Raw genomic sequence first — 14,798 nt, 5'->3', positions numbered from 1 at the left:
AGGCAAGCAATGAGCCGGACCGCCCGGGTGGAGCGGATCACCAAGGAGACCAAGGTCCTCGTCGAGATCGACCTCGACGGCACCGGCCGTGCCGAGATCGGCACCGGGGTCGGCTTCTACGACCACATGCTGCACCAGATCGCCCGGCACGGCGGCTTCGACCTGACGGTGCGCACCGTCGGCGACCTGGAGATCGACGCCCACCACACGATGGAGGACACCGCGCTCGCCCTGGGCGCCGCGTTCGACCAGGCGCTGGGCGACAAGGCCGGCATCCGGCGGTACGGCTCCGCCACCGTCCCGATGGACGAGGTCCTCGTCCGGGCCGCCGTCGACCTCTCCGGCCGCCCGTACGTGGTGCACGACGAGCCGGCGCTCGCGCCGTACATCGGGCCGGTCTACCCGACCAGCATGACCCGGCACATCTGGGAGTCCTTCGGCCAGGCGGCCCGGATCACCCTGCACGTGGACGTGCTGCGGGCGGCCCGCCCCGGTGGGCACCCGGACGCCCACCACGTGGTGGAGGCGCAGTTCAAGGCCGTCTCGCGCGCGCTGCGCGAGGCCACCGCGATCGACCCGCGCGCCGCGGGCGCGATCCCCAGCACGAAGGGTGCTCTCTGATGGGCTCGCGGAAGGCGGCACGGCGGAGTCCCGCAGCCGCGGACGGAGGGCGGAGCTGATGGGCGGGGTCCTGCCGACGTTGCTGCTGATCCTGGCCGGTGTGCTGGTGGGCGGCACCTGGTCGCTGCACAAGCAGGGCGCACCGCGCGGAGCGGTCGTCGTGACCGCGCTGCTCGCCGTGCTGGCCACGGCCGGCGGCGTGCTCTGGATGCTGCCCGGGGACGGCTCGTGAGCGGGCGGATCGTCGGACCGGCCGCGGCGCGGCCCCGTGCCGTCGCCCGGGGCGGGGCGGTGGCGGCATGAGCGAGCGTCAGCGAGCGAGTCACCAGTGCGGCGCCGTGGTGCCTCATGCCGCCACCGAGCGAAGCGAGGTGGCGGCATGAGCAACGTGGTGGTGCTCGACTACGGGTCGGGCAACCTGCGCTCGGCGGAGCGGGCCCTGGCCCGCGCCGGCGCGGACGTGACGGTGACCGACGACCTGACCGCCGCCGCCGAGGCGGACGGCCTGGTGGTGCCGGGCGTGGGCGCGTTCGCCGCCTGCATGGCCGGCATCGAGGCGCTCGGCGCCGGGCCGGTGATCGCGGAGCGCGTCGCCGCCGGGCGTCCGGTGCTGGGCATCTGCGTCGGCATGCAGGTGCTCTTCGAGCACGGCGACGAGCACGGCGTGGTGACCAAGGGCCTCGGGCTGCTCCCCGGCGGGGTGACGAGGCTGGCCGCCGACCGCCTGCCGCACATGGGCTGGAACACGGTGTCGGCGCCGGCCGGGTCGGTGCTCTTCGCCGGGTTGCCCGCCGACAGCCGGTTCTACTTCGTGCACTCGTACGCCGTCGGCGACCCGGGGGCGCTGGCCGCCGCCGGCGCCACGGTCACCACCGCCCACCACGAGACCGACTTCGTGGCGGCCGTGGAGCGGGGCGCGCTGTGCGCGGCGCAGTTCCACCCGGAGAAGTCCGCCGACACCGGTGCCGCGCTGCTCGGCAACTGGCTCGCCGCGCTGTCGACCGGTGACTGAGCGCCCGTCCGCCTCCGCCCGCCGGCGGGGCACGCCGTGAGCAAGGAGAGGGCCCGTCGCCGGGCGGCCCGGGAGGCCGAGGCAGCCCGGGAACGGGTCGTCCGGGAGCGGCGGGCGGCCCGGCGGGAGCGCCGGCGGGCGCTGGTCCGCCGGATCACGCCCGCGCTGCGGCGGCGGCGTACCGGCCGGCTGCCCCGGCACAGCCGCGGCGAGCGCGCCGCGATCGTGCTGCTGACCCTGGCGGCGATGGTCCTGATCTGGTCGCTCGTGGACTCCCTGGCGCTGCGGATCGCGCTGGTCGTGCTGTTGCTGCTCGTACTGCCGGCGATCGTGGTGATCGCCCTGGACCGACGCACCTGACTTCGAGGAGAAGACATCGTGAGCCTCACCCTGTTGCCCGCCGTGGACGTCGCCGACGGCCAAGCCGTCCGGCTCGTGCAGGGCGCCGCCGGCAGCGAGACGACGTACGGCGACCCACTGGAGGCCGCGCTGGCCTGGCAGCGGGACGGTGCCGAGTGGATCCACCTGGTCGATCTCGACGCGGCGTTCGGGCGGGGCTCCAACGCGCACCTGCTGGCCGAGGTGGTGCGCCAGCTCGACGTGAAGGTGGAGCTCTCCGGCGGCATCCGGGACGACGAGTCGTTGCAGGCCGCGCTCGGTACCGGGGCGGCCCGGGTGAACATCGGCACCGCGGCCCTGGAGGACCCGGTCTGGTGCGACCGGATCTGCGGCGAGTACGGCGACCGGGTGGCGATCGGGCTCGACGTGCGGGGCCGTACCCTCTCCGCCCGGGGCTGGACCCGCGACGGCGGCGACCTCTACGAGGTGCTGGAGCGGCTGGACAAGGCCGGCGCGGCGCGGTATGTGGTCACCGACATCACCAAGGACGGCACCATGCGCGGGCCGAACCTGGACCTGCTGCGCGAGGTCTGCGCGCGCACGGACGCCCCGGTGATCGCCTCCGGTGGCGTCTCCACCCTGGACGACCTGCGGGCGCTGGCCACCCTGGAGCCGATCGGCGTGGAGGGCGTGATCGCCGGCAAGGCGCTCTACGCGGGCGCGTTCACCGTCGCGCAGGCGCTGGACACCCTGGCCGCGGCGTGACCGCCACCCGGCTCGGCTCCGGTGGCCCCTGGGAGTCCGTGTACGGCTACTCCCGGGTGGTCCGGGCCGGCGACCTGGCCTGGACCGCCGGGTGCACCTCCACCGTGGACGGCGTGGTCACCCACGTCGGGGACGCGGCGGCGCAGACCGCGCAGGCCCTGCGGATCGCCCTGGACGCGCTCGCCGAGGTCGGCGCGGCGCCCGGCGACGTGGTCCGCACCCGGATGTACGTCACCGACCGCGCGTACGCCGACGAGGTGGGCCGGGCCCACAACGCGGTCTTCGGCGCGGTCCGCCCGGCGGCCACGATGGTGGTGGTCGCCGGCCTGCTGGATCCGGACCACCTCGTCGAGGTGGAGGTGGAGGCGTACCTCGGCGACCGCTGAGCGCAGCCGCGGCATCCCGCTCCGGACGGCCGGGCGCGACCCGCCGTCCGGTCCTCGACCGACCCGACCCGCCGGTGCCAGACTGACCCGGTGAACGGGGCGGCCGTCGGTCGGGACACAGTGGTCGACCGCGCCTGGCGGGCCCTCGACGAGGGCCGGTCGGTGCTGGTGGAGGGCCCCGCCGGGATCGGCAAGACGGTCGTGCACCGGGCCCTGCTGGCCGCGGCCGGCCGGGCCGGCTGGCTGGTGCTGGCCTGCGCGCCGACGGAGACGGAGGCGGCGCTGCCGTTCGCGGCGCTCGCCGACCTGCTGGCCCCGCTCGCCGCCCGGGTGCCCGAGCTGCCCGCGCCGCAGCGCGCGGCGCTGGGCGGGGTGCTGCTCGCCGGCGACGAGGTGGCGCAGCCGGTCGACGAGCGGACGGTGGGCGCGGCCACCCGGTCGCTGCTGGACGGCGCCGCCGACCCGGCCGCGCCACGGCTGCTGCTGGCCGTCGACGACGCCCCGTGGCTCGACCCGCCGAGCGAGCGCGCGCTGCGGTTCGCGGTGCGCCGGCTGGTGCCCCGGGTCGCCGTCCTGGTCACCGCCCGCGCCGAACCCGCCGGGACGGAGCCGGCCCCGCTCGGGCTCGACCGCGGCGCCGCCGGTGCCCGACTCGACCGGGTGGCCCTCGGCCCGCTCGGCGTGGGGGCGCTGCACCACGTGCTGCGCACCGAGACCGGGACGGCGCTGCCCCGGCCCCTGCTGGTGCGGATCGCCGAGGAGGCCGGGGGTAATCCGCTGCTCGCCATCGAGTTGGCCCGGGCGGTCCTGCGGATGCCGCAGCTGCCGGCGCCCGGCGCCGACCTGCCGGCCGCGCCGTCGCTGCGGCAGCTCGTCGCCGAGCGGGTGGCCGCCCTGCCGCCGGACACGCGGCACGCGATCCGGCTGGTCGCCCTCTCCGGCCTGCCCACCGTGGCGGGGCTGGCCCGGGCCGGGGTCCCGGCGGTCGCCCTCGACCCAGCCGAGGAGGCCGGCCTGGTCGCGGTGCGCGGGGAGGAGGTCGTGTTCACCCACCCCGTCTACGCGGCCGCCGTCCGCGCCGACGTGCCGCCGGGGGTGCGCCGCCGGTTGCACCGGCTGCTGGCCGACACCGCGACCGACCCGGACGAGCGGGCCCGGCAGCTGGCCCGGTGCGTCGCCGGCCCCGACCCGGCGGCGGCGGCCGAGATCGCGGCGGCCGCCGCGCGCCAGCGCAGCCGGGGGGCGCCGGAGACGGCGGCCGGGCTGTACGACAGCGCGGCCCGGCTCGCCCTGCCGGGCGCGCCCGGCGGGCACGCACGGTGGCGACTAGCCGCCGCGGAGTGCCGGTTCGACAGCGGCGACTACCCGGCCGCGAGGGCTGCCGCCGACCGCGCGGCCGAGGAGCTGACCGGGCCGGCGCGCGCCGAGGCGCTGCTGCTGCGGGCGGTCGTCGCGTGGAGTTCCGACGAGCCGCCGGACGTGGTCCGGGCGGCGGCCGAGCGGGCGCTCGACGCCGCCCCGACCGGCTCGTCGCTGGCGGGGCGGATCCACGCGCATCTCAGCCTGTTCCGGGACGCGCCGGACCCGGCCCGGCGGCACGCGGAGGCGGCGGTCGCCCTGCTGGCCGACCGCCCGGACGTCCGCCCGGTGCACGCCGCGGCGCTGCTGCTGCTCTTCTTCAACGAGGTGCGCGCCGGGCTGCCGGCCCGCGCCGAGCTGCTGGACCGGGGGCTGGCGCTGGAGGGGGAGGAACCGTCCTGGCTGGCGGGCATCGTGCCGGCTGCCTGGTGGAAGGCGGTGGACGAGCACGGGCGGGCCCGCGACCGGCTGCACCGGATGCTGGACCGGGCGGTCGCCCGCGGCGACGAGCCCTCCCAGCACGAGCTCCTCTGCCACCTGGGGGAGACCGAGCTGCTCGCCGGGCGGTATCCGGCCGCCGCGGCGCACATCGCCGCCGCCCGCGAACTGGGCGAGCAGTACGGCAGCGACTCGGCCGGCGAACACTGGCTGGACGGGCTGCTCCGCGCGTACCGGGGCGAGCTGACCGAGGCCGCCCGCGTCGCCGAGGCCGGGCTGCGCCGGGCCGCCGAGCTGGACGACCGTTGGCGGCGGCGGATCTACGCCCAGCTGGCCGGCTTCGCCGCGCTGACCGGTGGGCGGCTGCCGGCGGCCGCCCGGCACTACGGCGAGCTGGCCGCGACCGTCGACGAGCTGGGCCTGGTCGATCCGATCGCCCAGCGCTTCGAGCCGGACTGGCTGGAGGCCTGCGTCGGCGCGGGCGACCTAGCCACCGCCGAGGCGGTGCTGGACCGGCTGGCCGCCCGGCACCGGCGGCTGCCGCGGCCGTGGACCACGCTGGGCCTGGCCCGCAGTCGGGCCCTGCTCGCCGGCGCGCGGGGCCGGGACCCGTCGGACGCCCTGGCGGAGCTGGCCGCCGCCCGGGCCGCGGTGCCCGCCGACGTGCTGCCCCTGGACCGGGCTCGTTGCCTGCTGGTGGCCGGGGTCGCGTACCGGCGGGTGCGGCGCCGCCGCGAGGCGCGGGAGGCGCTGGTCGCGGCGGCTGCCGAGTTCGAGGCGCTCGGGGCGGCCGCCCTGGTGGCCCGGGCCCGCGCGGAGGCGGGCCGCACCGGTGGCCGCCCGCCCGCGCCCCGCCAGCTCACGGGCACGGAACGCGAGGTGGCCCGGCTCGCCGCCGCCGGCCGCACCAACCGCGTCATCGCCGACACGCTGTTCATCAGCCCGAAGACGGTCGAGGCCAACCTCGCGCGGATCTACCGCAAGCTCGGGGTCGCCAGCCGTGCCGAACTCGGTGCCGCGATGGCCCGCGCGGCCGACGGCGAAGGTTAGGGAAACACCCGATTACCCCGGCGTCGGGCGGGCCTAGCGTCGACGCATGGCCACTCGACTCTTCGTCCTCGAACGCTACGACCGCGTTCCGGGGGAGTGCGCCGACGTGCCGGTCGGCGCGCTGAGCACCGGGGTCACCCGGCTGCGGGGCGCGCTGCGGATCCCGGCAGACGACGTGGCGCTGGCGCTGGTCGAGGGGCCCGACGCGGAGACGGTGGTTGCGGTGGCCGCCGCCGCCGGCTGGCGCGTCGACCGGCTGACCCCCGCCGAGTGGATCACCGCGCCGGACGCCCCGGCGCCGCGGAGTGGAGGAGACCGACCGTGACCGGTCGGCGGCCACGCCGCGGGCGGTCCGCGTGTTGGAGGGCGCCGGGCTCCGGCCATCATCGATCGAGGAGGTACGTCGAGGTGAAGCAGATCCGTCGTCACCGGCGGTCCGTGCTGCTGCTGGCCGGGCTGCTCGCAACGGCCGGGCCGGTGGCCGGCTGCGGGGATACGGAGGAGACCCCGCCCGCCGCCGGTGTCGAGGCGACCCCGGAGGCGGTGGTCACCGGGACCACGGCCGCCGAGCCCTCTCCGACGCCGGCGGCGTCAGCCCCGGACCCGTGCGCGCTCGTGTCCCGGCGGGAGGCCGAACAGCTCGCCGGCACCCCGCTAGAGGAGGGCCAGGCGGTGCGGGAGACCTGCACCTACACCGGGCCGACCAGCGGGCCGACGGCACAGGTGGAGATCTTCGTGGGCGAGGGCGCGAGGAAGTTCCTGGACATCGAGCGGGACCTCGGCCACGAGCTGCGGCCGCTGGCCGGGGTCGGCGACGAGGCGTACGCGAGCCACGAGGCCGTCTTCGTGCACCGGTCGGGGGTCTGGGCGTCGGTGCGCCTGGTGCGGCTCAACGACCCGGTGGAGAACCGCGCGCCGCTGGAGCGGGTGGCCCGAACCGTGGCGGGACGGCTCTGAGCGGGTGGGCGGACGCTCGTCCGAATATGCGGAAAGCGCACCTTCCGGACGCCTCCGGTAGGGCAGGGAAGCCGTGTCGACGGCGGTGGTCGGCCTCACAGGGCGGGTCAGCGCCGTCACCGGGAAGGATAGGCTCGCGGCATGACGGTGGCGGTACGCGTGATCCCGTGTCTGGACGTGGACGCCGGGCGGGTGGTCAAGGGGGTCAACTTCCTCGACCTGCGCGACGCCGGCGACCCGGTGGAGCTGGCCGCGGCGTACGACCGGGCCGGCGCGGACGAGCTGACCTTCCTCGACGTCACCGCCTCCTCCAGCGACCGCGGCACCATGCTCGACGTGGTCCGCCGCACCGCGGAGTCGGTCTTCATCCCGCTGACCGTCGGCGGCGGTATCCGGCAGGTCGCCGACGTCGACACCCTGCTGCGGGCCGGCGCGGACAAGGTCGGGGTGAACACCGCCGCGATCGCCCGCCCCGAGCTGATCGCCGAGATCGCCGACCGGTTCGGCCGGCAGGTGCTGGTGCTCTCGCTCGACGTGCGGCGCGCGCCGGCCGGCACCACGCCCAGCGGCTTCGAGGTGACCACCCACGGCGGCCGGCGCGGCACGGGGCTGGACGCGGTCGGGTGGGCCCGGCGGGGCGCCGAGCTGGGCGCGGGGGAGATCCTGCTCAACTCGATGGACGCCGACGGCACCAAGGCCGGCTTCGACCTCGAACTCATCGGCGCGGTGCGCCGGGTGGTCGACGTGCCGGTGGTGGCCAGCGGTGGCGCGGGCGAGGTGGCGCACTTCGCGCCGGCCGTCGGCGCCGGCGCGGACGCGGTGCTCGCCGCCAGCGTCTTCCATTTCGGGGAGTTGACCGTCGCCGAGGTCAAGGACGCGCTGCGCGGCGCCGGTCACCCCGTCCGCTGACCGCTCGGGCCGGGGCCGCCCCGCGCGGAGCGACCGTCCGCTGACCGGTCGGGCCGGGCCCGGCCGCGGTGCGTGGGCCGGTCGCGGTCCGCTGACCGGTCGGGCCGGTCGCGGTGCGTGGCGGGTTGTCCGGTCCGGCTGAGCTGCGCGTGGTCCAGGTCGTCGGCGGGTCAGTCCGGGCGGGACCGGTTCTCCGGGGAGCGCCGGGGTGCCGGGATCGACCGCACCACGTATTCCTGGACGGCCGCGGCGTGCTCCTCCTCGTCGAGGTGCCACTCGGCGCTGACCGGGGTGTGGCGCCGGCTGAGCACGCCCTGCACCGTGTCCACCGTCGTGGCCAGCCCGGCGCTCGGTCGGGTGCGCCAGAGCCGCTCACCGTCGGCGGTGATCCGGAACCAGCCGTCGGTGACGCTGACCAGCCCGGCCCCGACGAGCCGGCGGACCGCCACCTCCACCTCGTGCCGCTCGGGGATCGCCTGGTTGAGGTGGTCGGCGGTGGAGAGCACATCGGCGAGGCGCACGCCCTCCGGCCGGCGGCTGGACGCCGCCCGGCGGTGCCGGCCGGCACCGCTGGCGATCACCAGCGAGACGAAGATCCAGGCGTCGGTCCAGCGCCAACCGTTCTCCCCCATGCCAGGATTCTGCCGGGCGTGGCGGCCGAAGGGAACACCGACGCCGCGCCAGCGTCCCGGAACAGGGGTTCGGGGCCGCCCGCGGCCGAGGTCTCGCGGAGGGGCCGGTCGCCGGGAGCGCCCTGGCGGGAGCGGTCGGGCCGCCCGGAGCGGCGCGACCGGTCAGCCCGGGAGGGCCCGGGTCGCCGGGAGTCGTCCACTGCGGCGGGACCGGTCGGGCCCGGGAGGCCCTGGTCCGACCGGTCGTTGCTCTGGTGGGAGCGGTCAGGCCGCAGGGAGCGGCTCGACGCGGCCCGGGGCGACCTCCGCCGGCTCGGGGACGGTGAACAGCGGCAGGAAGACCTGGGTCAGCGGGCCGATGGTGAGCGCGTAGGCGACCGTGCCGACGCCGACCGTCCCGCCGAGCAGCCAGCCCAGCGCCAGCACCGTGACCTCGATGACGGTGCGGACCAGCCGGACCGACCGGCCGGGTCGCCGGGCGACGTAGCCGGTCATCAGGCCGTCGCGGGGGCCGGGACCGAGGCGGGCGCCGATGTAGAGGCCGGTGGCCGCGCCGTTGGCCACGATCCCGGCCGCCAGCAGCCCGATCCGTACGCCGAGCGGCCCGCCGGCCGGCAGCAGGGCCAGCGTCGCGTCCACCACCAGCCCGATCACCAGGACGTTGCTCACCGTGCCGAGGCCGGGGCGCTGGCGCAGCGGGATCCAGAGCAGCAGCACCAGCGCGCCCACCGCGATGGTGACCGTGCCGAAGGAGAGGCCGGTCAGCTCGGCCAGGCCCTGGTGGAACACGTCCCACGGGTCGAGGCCCAGCCCGGAGTTGACCATGAGGGCCATGCTCACGCCGTAGAGGACGAGCCCCGCGTAGAGCTGGGTCAGCCGCCGTGCGGGACGATGCCGGAGATTGCCAATTGCTGCCACCCATGCCACTCTAGGGTCCAATTGGCGGGATGGAAGAGCCAATATCGGAGGGGTGGCCATGACGAGTCAGGTTCGGGGTGCTCAATTGGCTCGGCTTCTCGGCCAGTGGCATGCACTTCCGGGCCGCCGCCGCAGCCCCGACTACGCCGCCCTGGCCGGTGCCGTGCGGGGCCTGCTCGCCGACGGCCGGCTGCCGCTGGGCGTACGCCTGCCGGCTGAGCGGGAGCTCGCCGAGGCTCTGAAGATCAGCCGGACCACGGTCACCGCCGCGTACCGGGAGCTGCGGGAGAGCGGCCACCTGGCCAGCCGGCGCGGTGCCGGCAGCTGGACCATGCTCCCGGGCACCCACCGGGTGGCGAGCACCGGCCTGTGGACCCCGCTGGACGACCGGGACATGATCGACCTCGGGGTGGCCGCGCTCGCCGCCCCGCCGGAGTTGCTGCCGGCCGCCCGGGCCGCCGCCGAGGACCTGCCGCGCTACCTGGGCGGCGCCGGCTACCACCCGACCGGGATCATCGAGCTGCGCGAGGCGGTGGCCCAGGCGTACACCGAGCGTGGCCTGCCCACCTCGCCCGACCAGATCATGGTCACCAACGGCACGCAGCACGCGCTGGACCTGGTGCTGCGCCTGTCGCTCGCGCCGGGCGGCAACGTGTTGGTCGAGGCGCCCAGCTACCCCAACGCGCTGGCCGCGTTGGCCGCCCGGCGTGCCCGGATCACCACCCACGGCCTCGCCGTCAACGAGCCCGGGTGGGACGCCGACCTGCTGCTCGGCAGCCTCCGCCAGGCCCGGCCCAAGCTGGCGTACCTGATCCCGGACTTCCAGAACCCGACCGGCCACCTGATGCCGGCGTCGCTGCGCGAGCGGGTGGTCGGCACCGCGCACGCCGTCGGCACCGACCTGGTCGTCGACGAGTCCTTCGTCGACCTGCCCCTGGACGGGACGGTGCTGCCCCCGCCGACCGCCAGCTTCGACCGGCACTCCCGGGTGGTCACCATCGGCGGGATGAGCAAGCCCTTCTGGGGCGGCCTGCGGATCGGCTGGGTCCGCGCCTCGGCCCCGCAGGTGCAGCGGCTGGCCGCCATCCGGGTCGGCGTCGACATGGCCAGCCCGGTGCTGGACCAACTGGTCGCGGTCCATTTGCTCGCCGACGCCCCGGCGATCGTCGCCGCGCGCCAGGCGCAGCTCACCGCCCAGCGCGACGCGCTGCTGGCGGCGCTCGCCCAGCGCCTGCCCGAGTGGCGGGTCACCGTGCCGCACGGCGGCGTGACCCTGTGGGCCGAACTCGACGGCCCGATCTCCAGCGCGCTCGCCCGGGCCAGCGAGGAGGTCGGCGTACGGCTGGCGCCCGGCCCCCGCTTCGGCCTGGACGGCACGCTGGAGCGCTTCCTGCGGCTGCCGTTCACCCTGCCCGCCGCCGACCTCGTCGAGGCGGTCGGGCGGATCGCCGCCGTCCGGTACGACCTGGACCGCGGCGGCCGGCCGCAGTGGCGGGAGCCGGCCGTCATCGCCTGACCGCCTCCCGACGGGCTGCTGCGCCCTGGTCGACCGGCATCACCTGTGACGGTCGGCGGCCCGCGCCTGGCCGGGCGGGCCGCCGACGCGGCGTGCTCAGAGTTCGGCGAGCGTGCCGGCGTACATCTTCTCGATCTCGGCGGCGAAGTTGCTCTCCACCCCACTGCGCTTGATCTTGAGTGACGGGGTGATCTCGCCGTCCTCGATGGTCAGGTCGCGCGGCAGGATGGCGACCTTCTTGATCGTCTCCCAGCGGTTGAGCTTGGCGTTGAGCTCCGCGACGTATCCCTCGACCATGGCCTGCGCCTCGGGCGAGGCGACGATCTCGGCGTAGTCGCGGCCCTCCAGCGGGGTGCCGGCGGCCCAGCCCCTGATCGCGTCCGGGTCCAGCGTGACCAGCATCGTGCAGTAGTTGCGGGCCTGGCCGATCACCACCGCCTGGGAGGTGTACGGGCAGGTCGCCTTGAACATCCCCTCGATGTGCGAGGGCGCGATGTACTTGCCGCCCGAGGTCTTGACCAGGTCCTTCTTCCGGTCGGTGATCTTCAGGTAGCCGTCGTCGTCGAGCAGGCCGATGTCGCCGGTGCGGAAGTAGCCGTCCTCGGTGAACCCGGCGGCGGTCTCCTCGGGCAGGTTGTGGTAGCCGCGCATCACCGGCCGGCCGCGCACCAGGATCTCGCCGTCGGTGTCGATCCGGCACTCCAGGTCGCCCAACGCCTTGCCGACGGTGCCGATCCGCAGCCCGTCCGGCGGGTTGACGAAGTTGCCGGCGCTGGTCTCGGTGAGGCCGTAGCCCTCGGAGATCGGCAGGTTGGCGGCGGCGAAGAAGGTGGCGATCTCCGCGCTGAGCGGTGCGGCGCCCGAGACGAGCACCCGGATCCGGCCGCCGAGGCGGGCCTGGAGCTTGCTGAACACCAGCTTCTCGGCCACCGCGTACTTCAGCCTCAGCCCCGTCGGGACCGGCCTGCCGGCCTGCTCCAGGGCGACCCTCTCCTTGCCGACCCGGACGCCCCAGGCGAAGATCTTCGCCTTCGCGCCGCCGGCGTCCTGGGCCGTGGTGACCGCCTTGTTGTAGACCTTCTCGAAGACCCGCGGCGCGCCGCACATCAGCGTCGGCTTCACCACCGCGAGCAGCTCGACCAGCTTGTCCACCCGCCCGTCGACGTACGTCGGCAGGCCCACGTGGATCACCCCGCAGAGCAGCGTCTTGCCGAACGAGTGGGACAGCGGGAGCCAGAGGTACTGCAGGTCGTCCTCGCGGAGCAGCCCCAGCTCGGCCTGCGCCACGCCCTCCCAGCACCAGCCGCCGTGCAGCAGCTCGACGCCCTTCGGGCACCCGGTGGTGCCGGAGGTGTAGATCAGGGTGGCCAGGTGGTCGGGGCCGATCCCGGCGACCAGCATCTCGATCAGGTCGGGCTCGGCGGCCAGCGCGCGGGCGCCCTGCTCCTCCAGCTCGGCGAGGGTGAGCTGCGGGACGGCGGCGGACGGGTCGGCCGCGCCGTCGAAGAGCACCACGTGGGTCAGGGCCGGCAGGTCGGCTCCGGCGATCTTGGCGGCCTGGGCCGGGTTCTCGGCGAACAGCACCCGGGAGCCCGAGTCGGCGATGATGTAGGTCGCGTCCTCCGGCTCGGTGGTGGGGTAGACGGTGGTGGTCGCGCCCCCGGCACACATGATGCCGAGGTCGGCGAGCACCCATTCGAGCCGGGTGTTGGCCAGAATCGCCACCGGATTCTCCTGGCCGACGCCGAGCCCGTGCAGCCCGGCGGCGACCGCCTTGGCGCGGCGGGCCACCTGCGCCCAGGTCAACCAGACCGGCCCCGAGCCGTCGGAGGCCGGGTGGGCAAAGGCGTCGCGGTCGGGGGACGCCGCCACGCGCTTGAGGAACATGTCCGGGATGGAGCGGTACGGTACATCGAGAGCCATCGCTGTAGCCGCCTTCGGGGGTGGAGGCGTGACGGTCGTCACGTCAGTATTCGTTACCGAAGAGTATTGCCTGCACCCCGGGCGTCGGCCAGCCCCGGTCGATCACGGCTGGGCCACGTCCCGGGACCTGGAACACCCTCAGGCGTACCGGGCGGCCCGCAGCGACCAGTCGTAGGTGGCCCGGATCCAGTTGCGGCGGGCGAGCACCGCCGGTCGCAGGCCCTTGTCGCCGGCGGCCAGCAGGGCCGACTCCGTCGCCAGGTAGGCCGTCAGGGACTCGTTGAACCGGTCGGCCGCCGCCCGCAGGGCCGACGGCTCGTCGCCGCCGGTCCGCTCGGCGGCGATGACGGCCACCAGGTTGTGGCCGTCCGGCTGGGCGAGGTTCTCCTTGCCGTACGAGAAGACGTCGTTGCACCAGCAGACCAGGTCGGCGGCGAGCAGGTCGAGCGTGACCAGCGCGGGCTCGGCGCGGGCGGCCGCCCCCGGCCGGCCGCCGGCGGCCAGTTCGGTGAGGGTGAAGCTGGGGTGGACCGCGCCGGTGTGCCGGCGCATCTGGACGTACTCCGCCAACTCCGGCACCCGGCCGTGCTCGCGGTTCGCGGCCTCCCAGAGCAGCGCCAGCAGGTACTCCCGCACCTGGCTGGTGAAGCGCAGCAGCACCGCCGGCGTCCCGGCGGCGCGCACGCGCCGGCACAGGTCGGCCAGCGCGTCGCCCAGCGGGCCGGCGGCGCCGGGCGCCACCGGGTCGCCGTGCCGGTCCAGCACGTCCAGCAGGGCGGCGACGGTCGGTGCCAGCCGGGTGGGGCCGTCGCCGAGGCCGTCCTCGTCGCAGGCGTCGTCCATCACGAACAGCCAGGAGACCAGGTCGGCGAGCAGGCGCAGCCGGTCGACCGGCCCCTCCGGGCAGGCCCGACCGGCGAGGCCGGCGGCGTCGGCCCGGCGCAGCCGGTGCAGCCGGTGCCCGTTAGCGACCAGGCCGTGGCCGAGCACCCACTCGGTGCTCTCCTGTGCCATCTGATCGGTGGCGTCGTGCCGGCGCGCGGGAAAAGGGGGTTCCCGCAGCGCCGAGAGCGCGAAGGTCCGCATGGCGCCCCCTGTCGCGCCGCCCCCGGGCGGGACGGCGCGGGACAGCGTACGGGAGAGGAGATCGGCGGCGGTCGTTGGGGAGAGGCAGCCTGCCGGCGAAATGGTGACCGCTTCTGTACAGTCCGTTACATGCCCAGGTGGGCGTTGCGCAGCCGGTCGGCCAGCGCCGTCGGCCCGTCGACCTGCACCCGGGCCACCCGCTGCCGGCCGGAGAGGAACAGGACCAGCTCGCCGGGCGCCCCGACCACCCGGACGGGCTCGCCGCCCCGGCCGACGGAGAGCGCGCCGTAGCCCGGCGCCTGCACGAAGACGTCGGCCGGGAACCGGCGCAGTGCCAGCCGGGCCAGCCCGGCGGCGCGCGTCCACAGTGCCGCCTGGAGCCGGGCCGCCAGGTCGCGCGGGAGCCAGCCCGGGCGGGCGCGGCGCACGTCCTCGTGGTGGATGAAGAACTCCATCGTGTTGGCCAGTTCATCGGTCACCGGGTTGCTGACCGGGCTCCACACCGGCGGCCGGCGCACCTGCTCGACCAGGCGGGGCCAGGGGCGTGCCGCGATGCGCCGGCGTACCCGCTCGGCGTACCCGCGCAGGGGTCGCAGCAGGATGCCGCCGGCGGCGTCCGGGCGGCGTTCCCGCAGCACCAGGTGGGCGGCGAGATCGCGGGTCGTCCATCCCTCGTTGACCGTCGGGGCGTCCGGGCCCAGCGTGAGCATCAGGTCGGCGAGCGCCTCGCGCTCCGATCGGGCGTACCGCGGCATGGCATCGATCGTAGGCGCGGACGCCTGGGTCGGCGCGCCGGCGCGGCGGGGCGGCCGTGACGGCGGACATAGCGGCCCGGGGCGGCGGAGCTGGCCCCGACCGGTAAGGATGAGGGAGATAATTGCGGCTTA

At 76.0% G+C, this 14,798-nt stretch carries 16 protein-coding genes; 11 read left to right on the top strand and 5 right to left on the bottom strand.

Annotation, left to right across the window (positions count from 1 at the left end; genetic code table 11):
- The first annotated feature begins 9 nt into the window (after positions 1 to 9).
- The 10 genes from hisB to hisF all read left to right on the top strand — a co-directional run bounded on the left by hisB (position 10) and on the right by hisF (position 7,836).
- Complete coding sequence (gene hisB / locus ACGF5C_RS14740; protein ID WP_088999256.1) at positions 10 to 621, top strand: imidazoleglycerol-phosphate dehydratase HisB; 612 nt, start codon at positions 10 to 12, stop codon at positions 619 to 621.
- Between the two features lie 58 nt (positions 622 to 679).
- Positions 680 to 853, top strand: coding sequence for a hypothetical protein (locus ACGF5C_RS14735; protein ID WP_393301468.1), 174 nt, complete (start codon positions 680 to 682; stop codon positions 851 to 853).
- Positions 854 to 1,000: 147 nt separating this feature from the next.
- On the top strand, positions 1,001 to 1,633 hold the full coding sequence (gene hisH, locus ACGF5C_RS14730) for an imidazole glycerol phosphate synthase subunit HisH (protein ID WP_393301465.1): 633 nt from the start codon (positions 1,001 to 1,003) through the stop codon (positions 1,631 to 1,633).
- 36 nt (positions 1,634 to 1,669) lie between these two features.
- Positions 1,670 to 1,993, top strand: coding sequence for a hypothetical protein (locus ACGF5C_RS14725; protein ID WP_393301462.1), 324 nt, complete (start codon positions 1,670 to 1,672; stop codon positions 1,991 to 1,993).
- An 18-nt stretch (positions 1,994 to 2,011) separates the two neighbouring features.
- Positions 2,012 to 2,737 carry a bifunctional 1-(5-phosphoribosyl)-5-((5-phosphoribosylamino)methylideneamino)imidazole-4-carboxamide isomerase/phosphoribosylanthranilate isomerase PriA gene (gene priA / locus ACGF5C_RS14720; protein ID WP_350709329.1) on the top strand — a complete coding sequence of 242 codons (726 nt, stop codon included), beginning with the start codon at positions 2,012 to 2,014 and terminating at the stop codon, positions 2,735 to 2,737.
- Positions 2,734 to 3,123, top strand: a complete 390-nt coding sequence (locus ACGF5C_RS14715; protein WP_350709327.1) for a RidA family protein — start codon at positions 2,734 to 2,736, stop codon at positions 3,121 to 3,123. The genes priA and ACGF5C_RS14715 overlap by 4 nt, the downstream gene beginning before the upstream one ends.
- 90 nt (positions 3,124 to 3,213) lie before the next feature.
- Positions 3,214 to 5,970 carry an AAA family ATPase gene (locus tag ACGF5C_RS14710; RefSeq protein WP_393301459.1) on the top strand — a complete coding sequence of 919 codons (2,757 nt, stop codon included), beginning with the start codon at positions 3,214 to 3,216 and terminating at the stop codon, positions 5,968 to 5,970.
- 46 nt (positions 5,971 to 6,016) lie between these two features.
- The gene (locus ACGF5C_RS14705; protein ID WP_393301456.1) at positions 6,017 to 6,295 is read left to right on the top strand and encodes a hypothetical protein; all 279 of its coding nucleotides are present in this window, start codon (positions 6,017 to 6,019) and stop codon (positions 6,293 to 6,295) included.
- An 83-nt stretch (positions 6,296 to 6,378) separates the two neighbouring features.
- Positions 6,379 to 6,927, top strand: a complete 549-nt coding sequence (locus ACGF5C_RS14700) for a hypothetical protein (RefSeq protein WP_393301453.1) — start codon at positions 6,379 to 6,381, stop codon at positions 6,925 to 6,927.
- Positions 6,928 to 7,068: 141 nt separating this feature from the next.
- Positions 7,069 to 7,836, top strand: coding sequence for an imidazole glycerol phosphate synthase subunit HisF (gene hisF / locus ACGF5C_RS14695; protein WP_393262708.1), 768 nt, complete (start codon positions 7,069 to 7,071; stop codon positions 7,834 to 7,836).
- 170 nt (positions 7,837 to 8,006) lie between these two features.
- Here the strand turns inward: hisF and ACGF5C_RS14690 are convergent, their stop codons facing one another.
- Both ACGF5C_RS14690 and ACGF5C_RS14685 read right to left on the bottom strand, forming a co-directional pair.
- A complete protein-coding gene (locus ACGF5C_RS14690; RefSeq protein ID WP_393301450.1) occupies positions 8,007 to 8,468 on the bottom strand; it encodes a hypothetical protein in 462 nt (153 codons plus the stop codon).
- Between the two features lie 264 nt (positions 8,469 to 8,732).
- Positions 8,733 to 9,386 (bottom strand): YitT family protein, encoded by a 654-nt coding sequence (locus ACGF5C_RS14685; RefSeq protein ID WP_393301447.1) that lies wholly within the window; start codon positions 9,384 to 9,386, stop codon positions 8,733 to 8,735.
- Between the two features lie 58 nt (positions 9,387 to 9,444).
- On the opposite strand from ACGF5C_RS14685, the gene ACGF5C_RS14680 reads away from it, so the two are divergent.
- Positions 9,445 to 10,902: a PLP-dependent aminotransferase family protein gene (locus ACGF5C_RS14680; protein WP_393301444.1), complete on the top strand. Its 1,458-nt coding sequence runs from the start codon at positions 9,445 to 9,447 to the stop codon at positions 10,900 to 10,902.
- Positions 10,903 to 10,998: 96 nt separating this feature from the next.
- Here the strand turns inward: ACGF5C_RS14680 and ACGF5C_RS14675 are convergent, their stop codons facing one another.
- From ACGF5C_RS14675 to ACGF5C_RS14665, 3 genes are all read right to left on the bottom strand, one after another.
- Positions 10,999 to 12,825 (bottom strand): AMP-dependent synthetase/ligase, encoded by a 1,827-nt coding sequence (locus ACGF5C_RS14675; protein WP_393301441.1) that lies wholly within the window; start codon positions 12,823 to 12,825, stop codon positions 10,999 to 11,001.
- 138 nt (positions 12,826 to 12,963) lie between these two features.
- Positions 12,964 to 13,911 (bottom strand): terpene synthase, encoded by a 948-nt coding sequence (locus tag ACGF5C_RS14670; RefSeq protein WP_393301438.1) that lies wholly within the window; start codon positions 13,909 to 13,911, stop codon positions 12,964 to 12,966.
- A gap of 125 nt (positions 13,912 to 14,036) precedes the next feature.
- Positions 14,037 to 14,666, bottom strand: coding sequence for a TIGR03085 family metal-binding protein (locus ACGF5C_RS14665; RefSeq protein WP_357701640.1), 630 nt, complete (start codon positions 14,664 to 14,666; stop codon positions 14,037 to 14,039).
- Between the last annotated feature and the right edge of the window lie 132 nt (positions 14,667 to 14,798).

This window comes from Micromonospora sp. NPDC047620, from assembly GCF_043205005.1.
Lineage (GTDB): Bacteria > Actinomycetota > Actinomycetes > Mycobacteriales > Micromonosporaceae > Micromonospora.
Note: the sequence above shows the minus strand (reverse complement) of the source record. Positions and strands in the feature narration are given on the sequence as shown.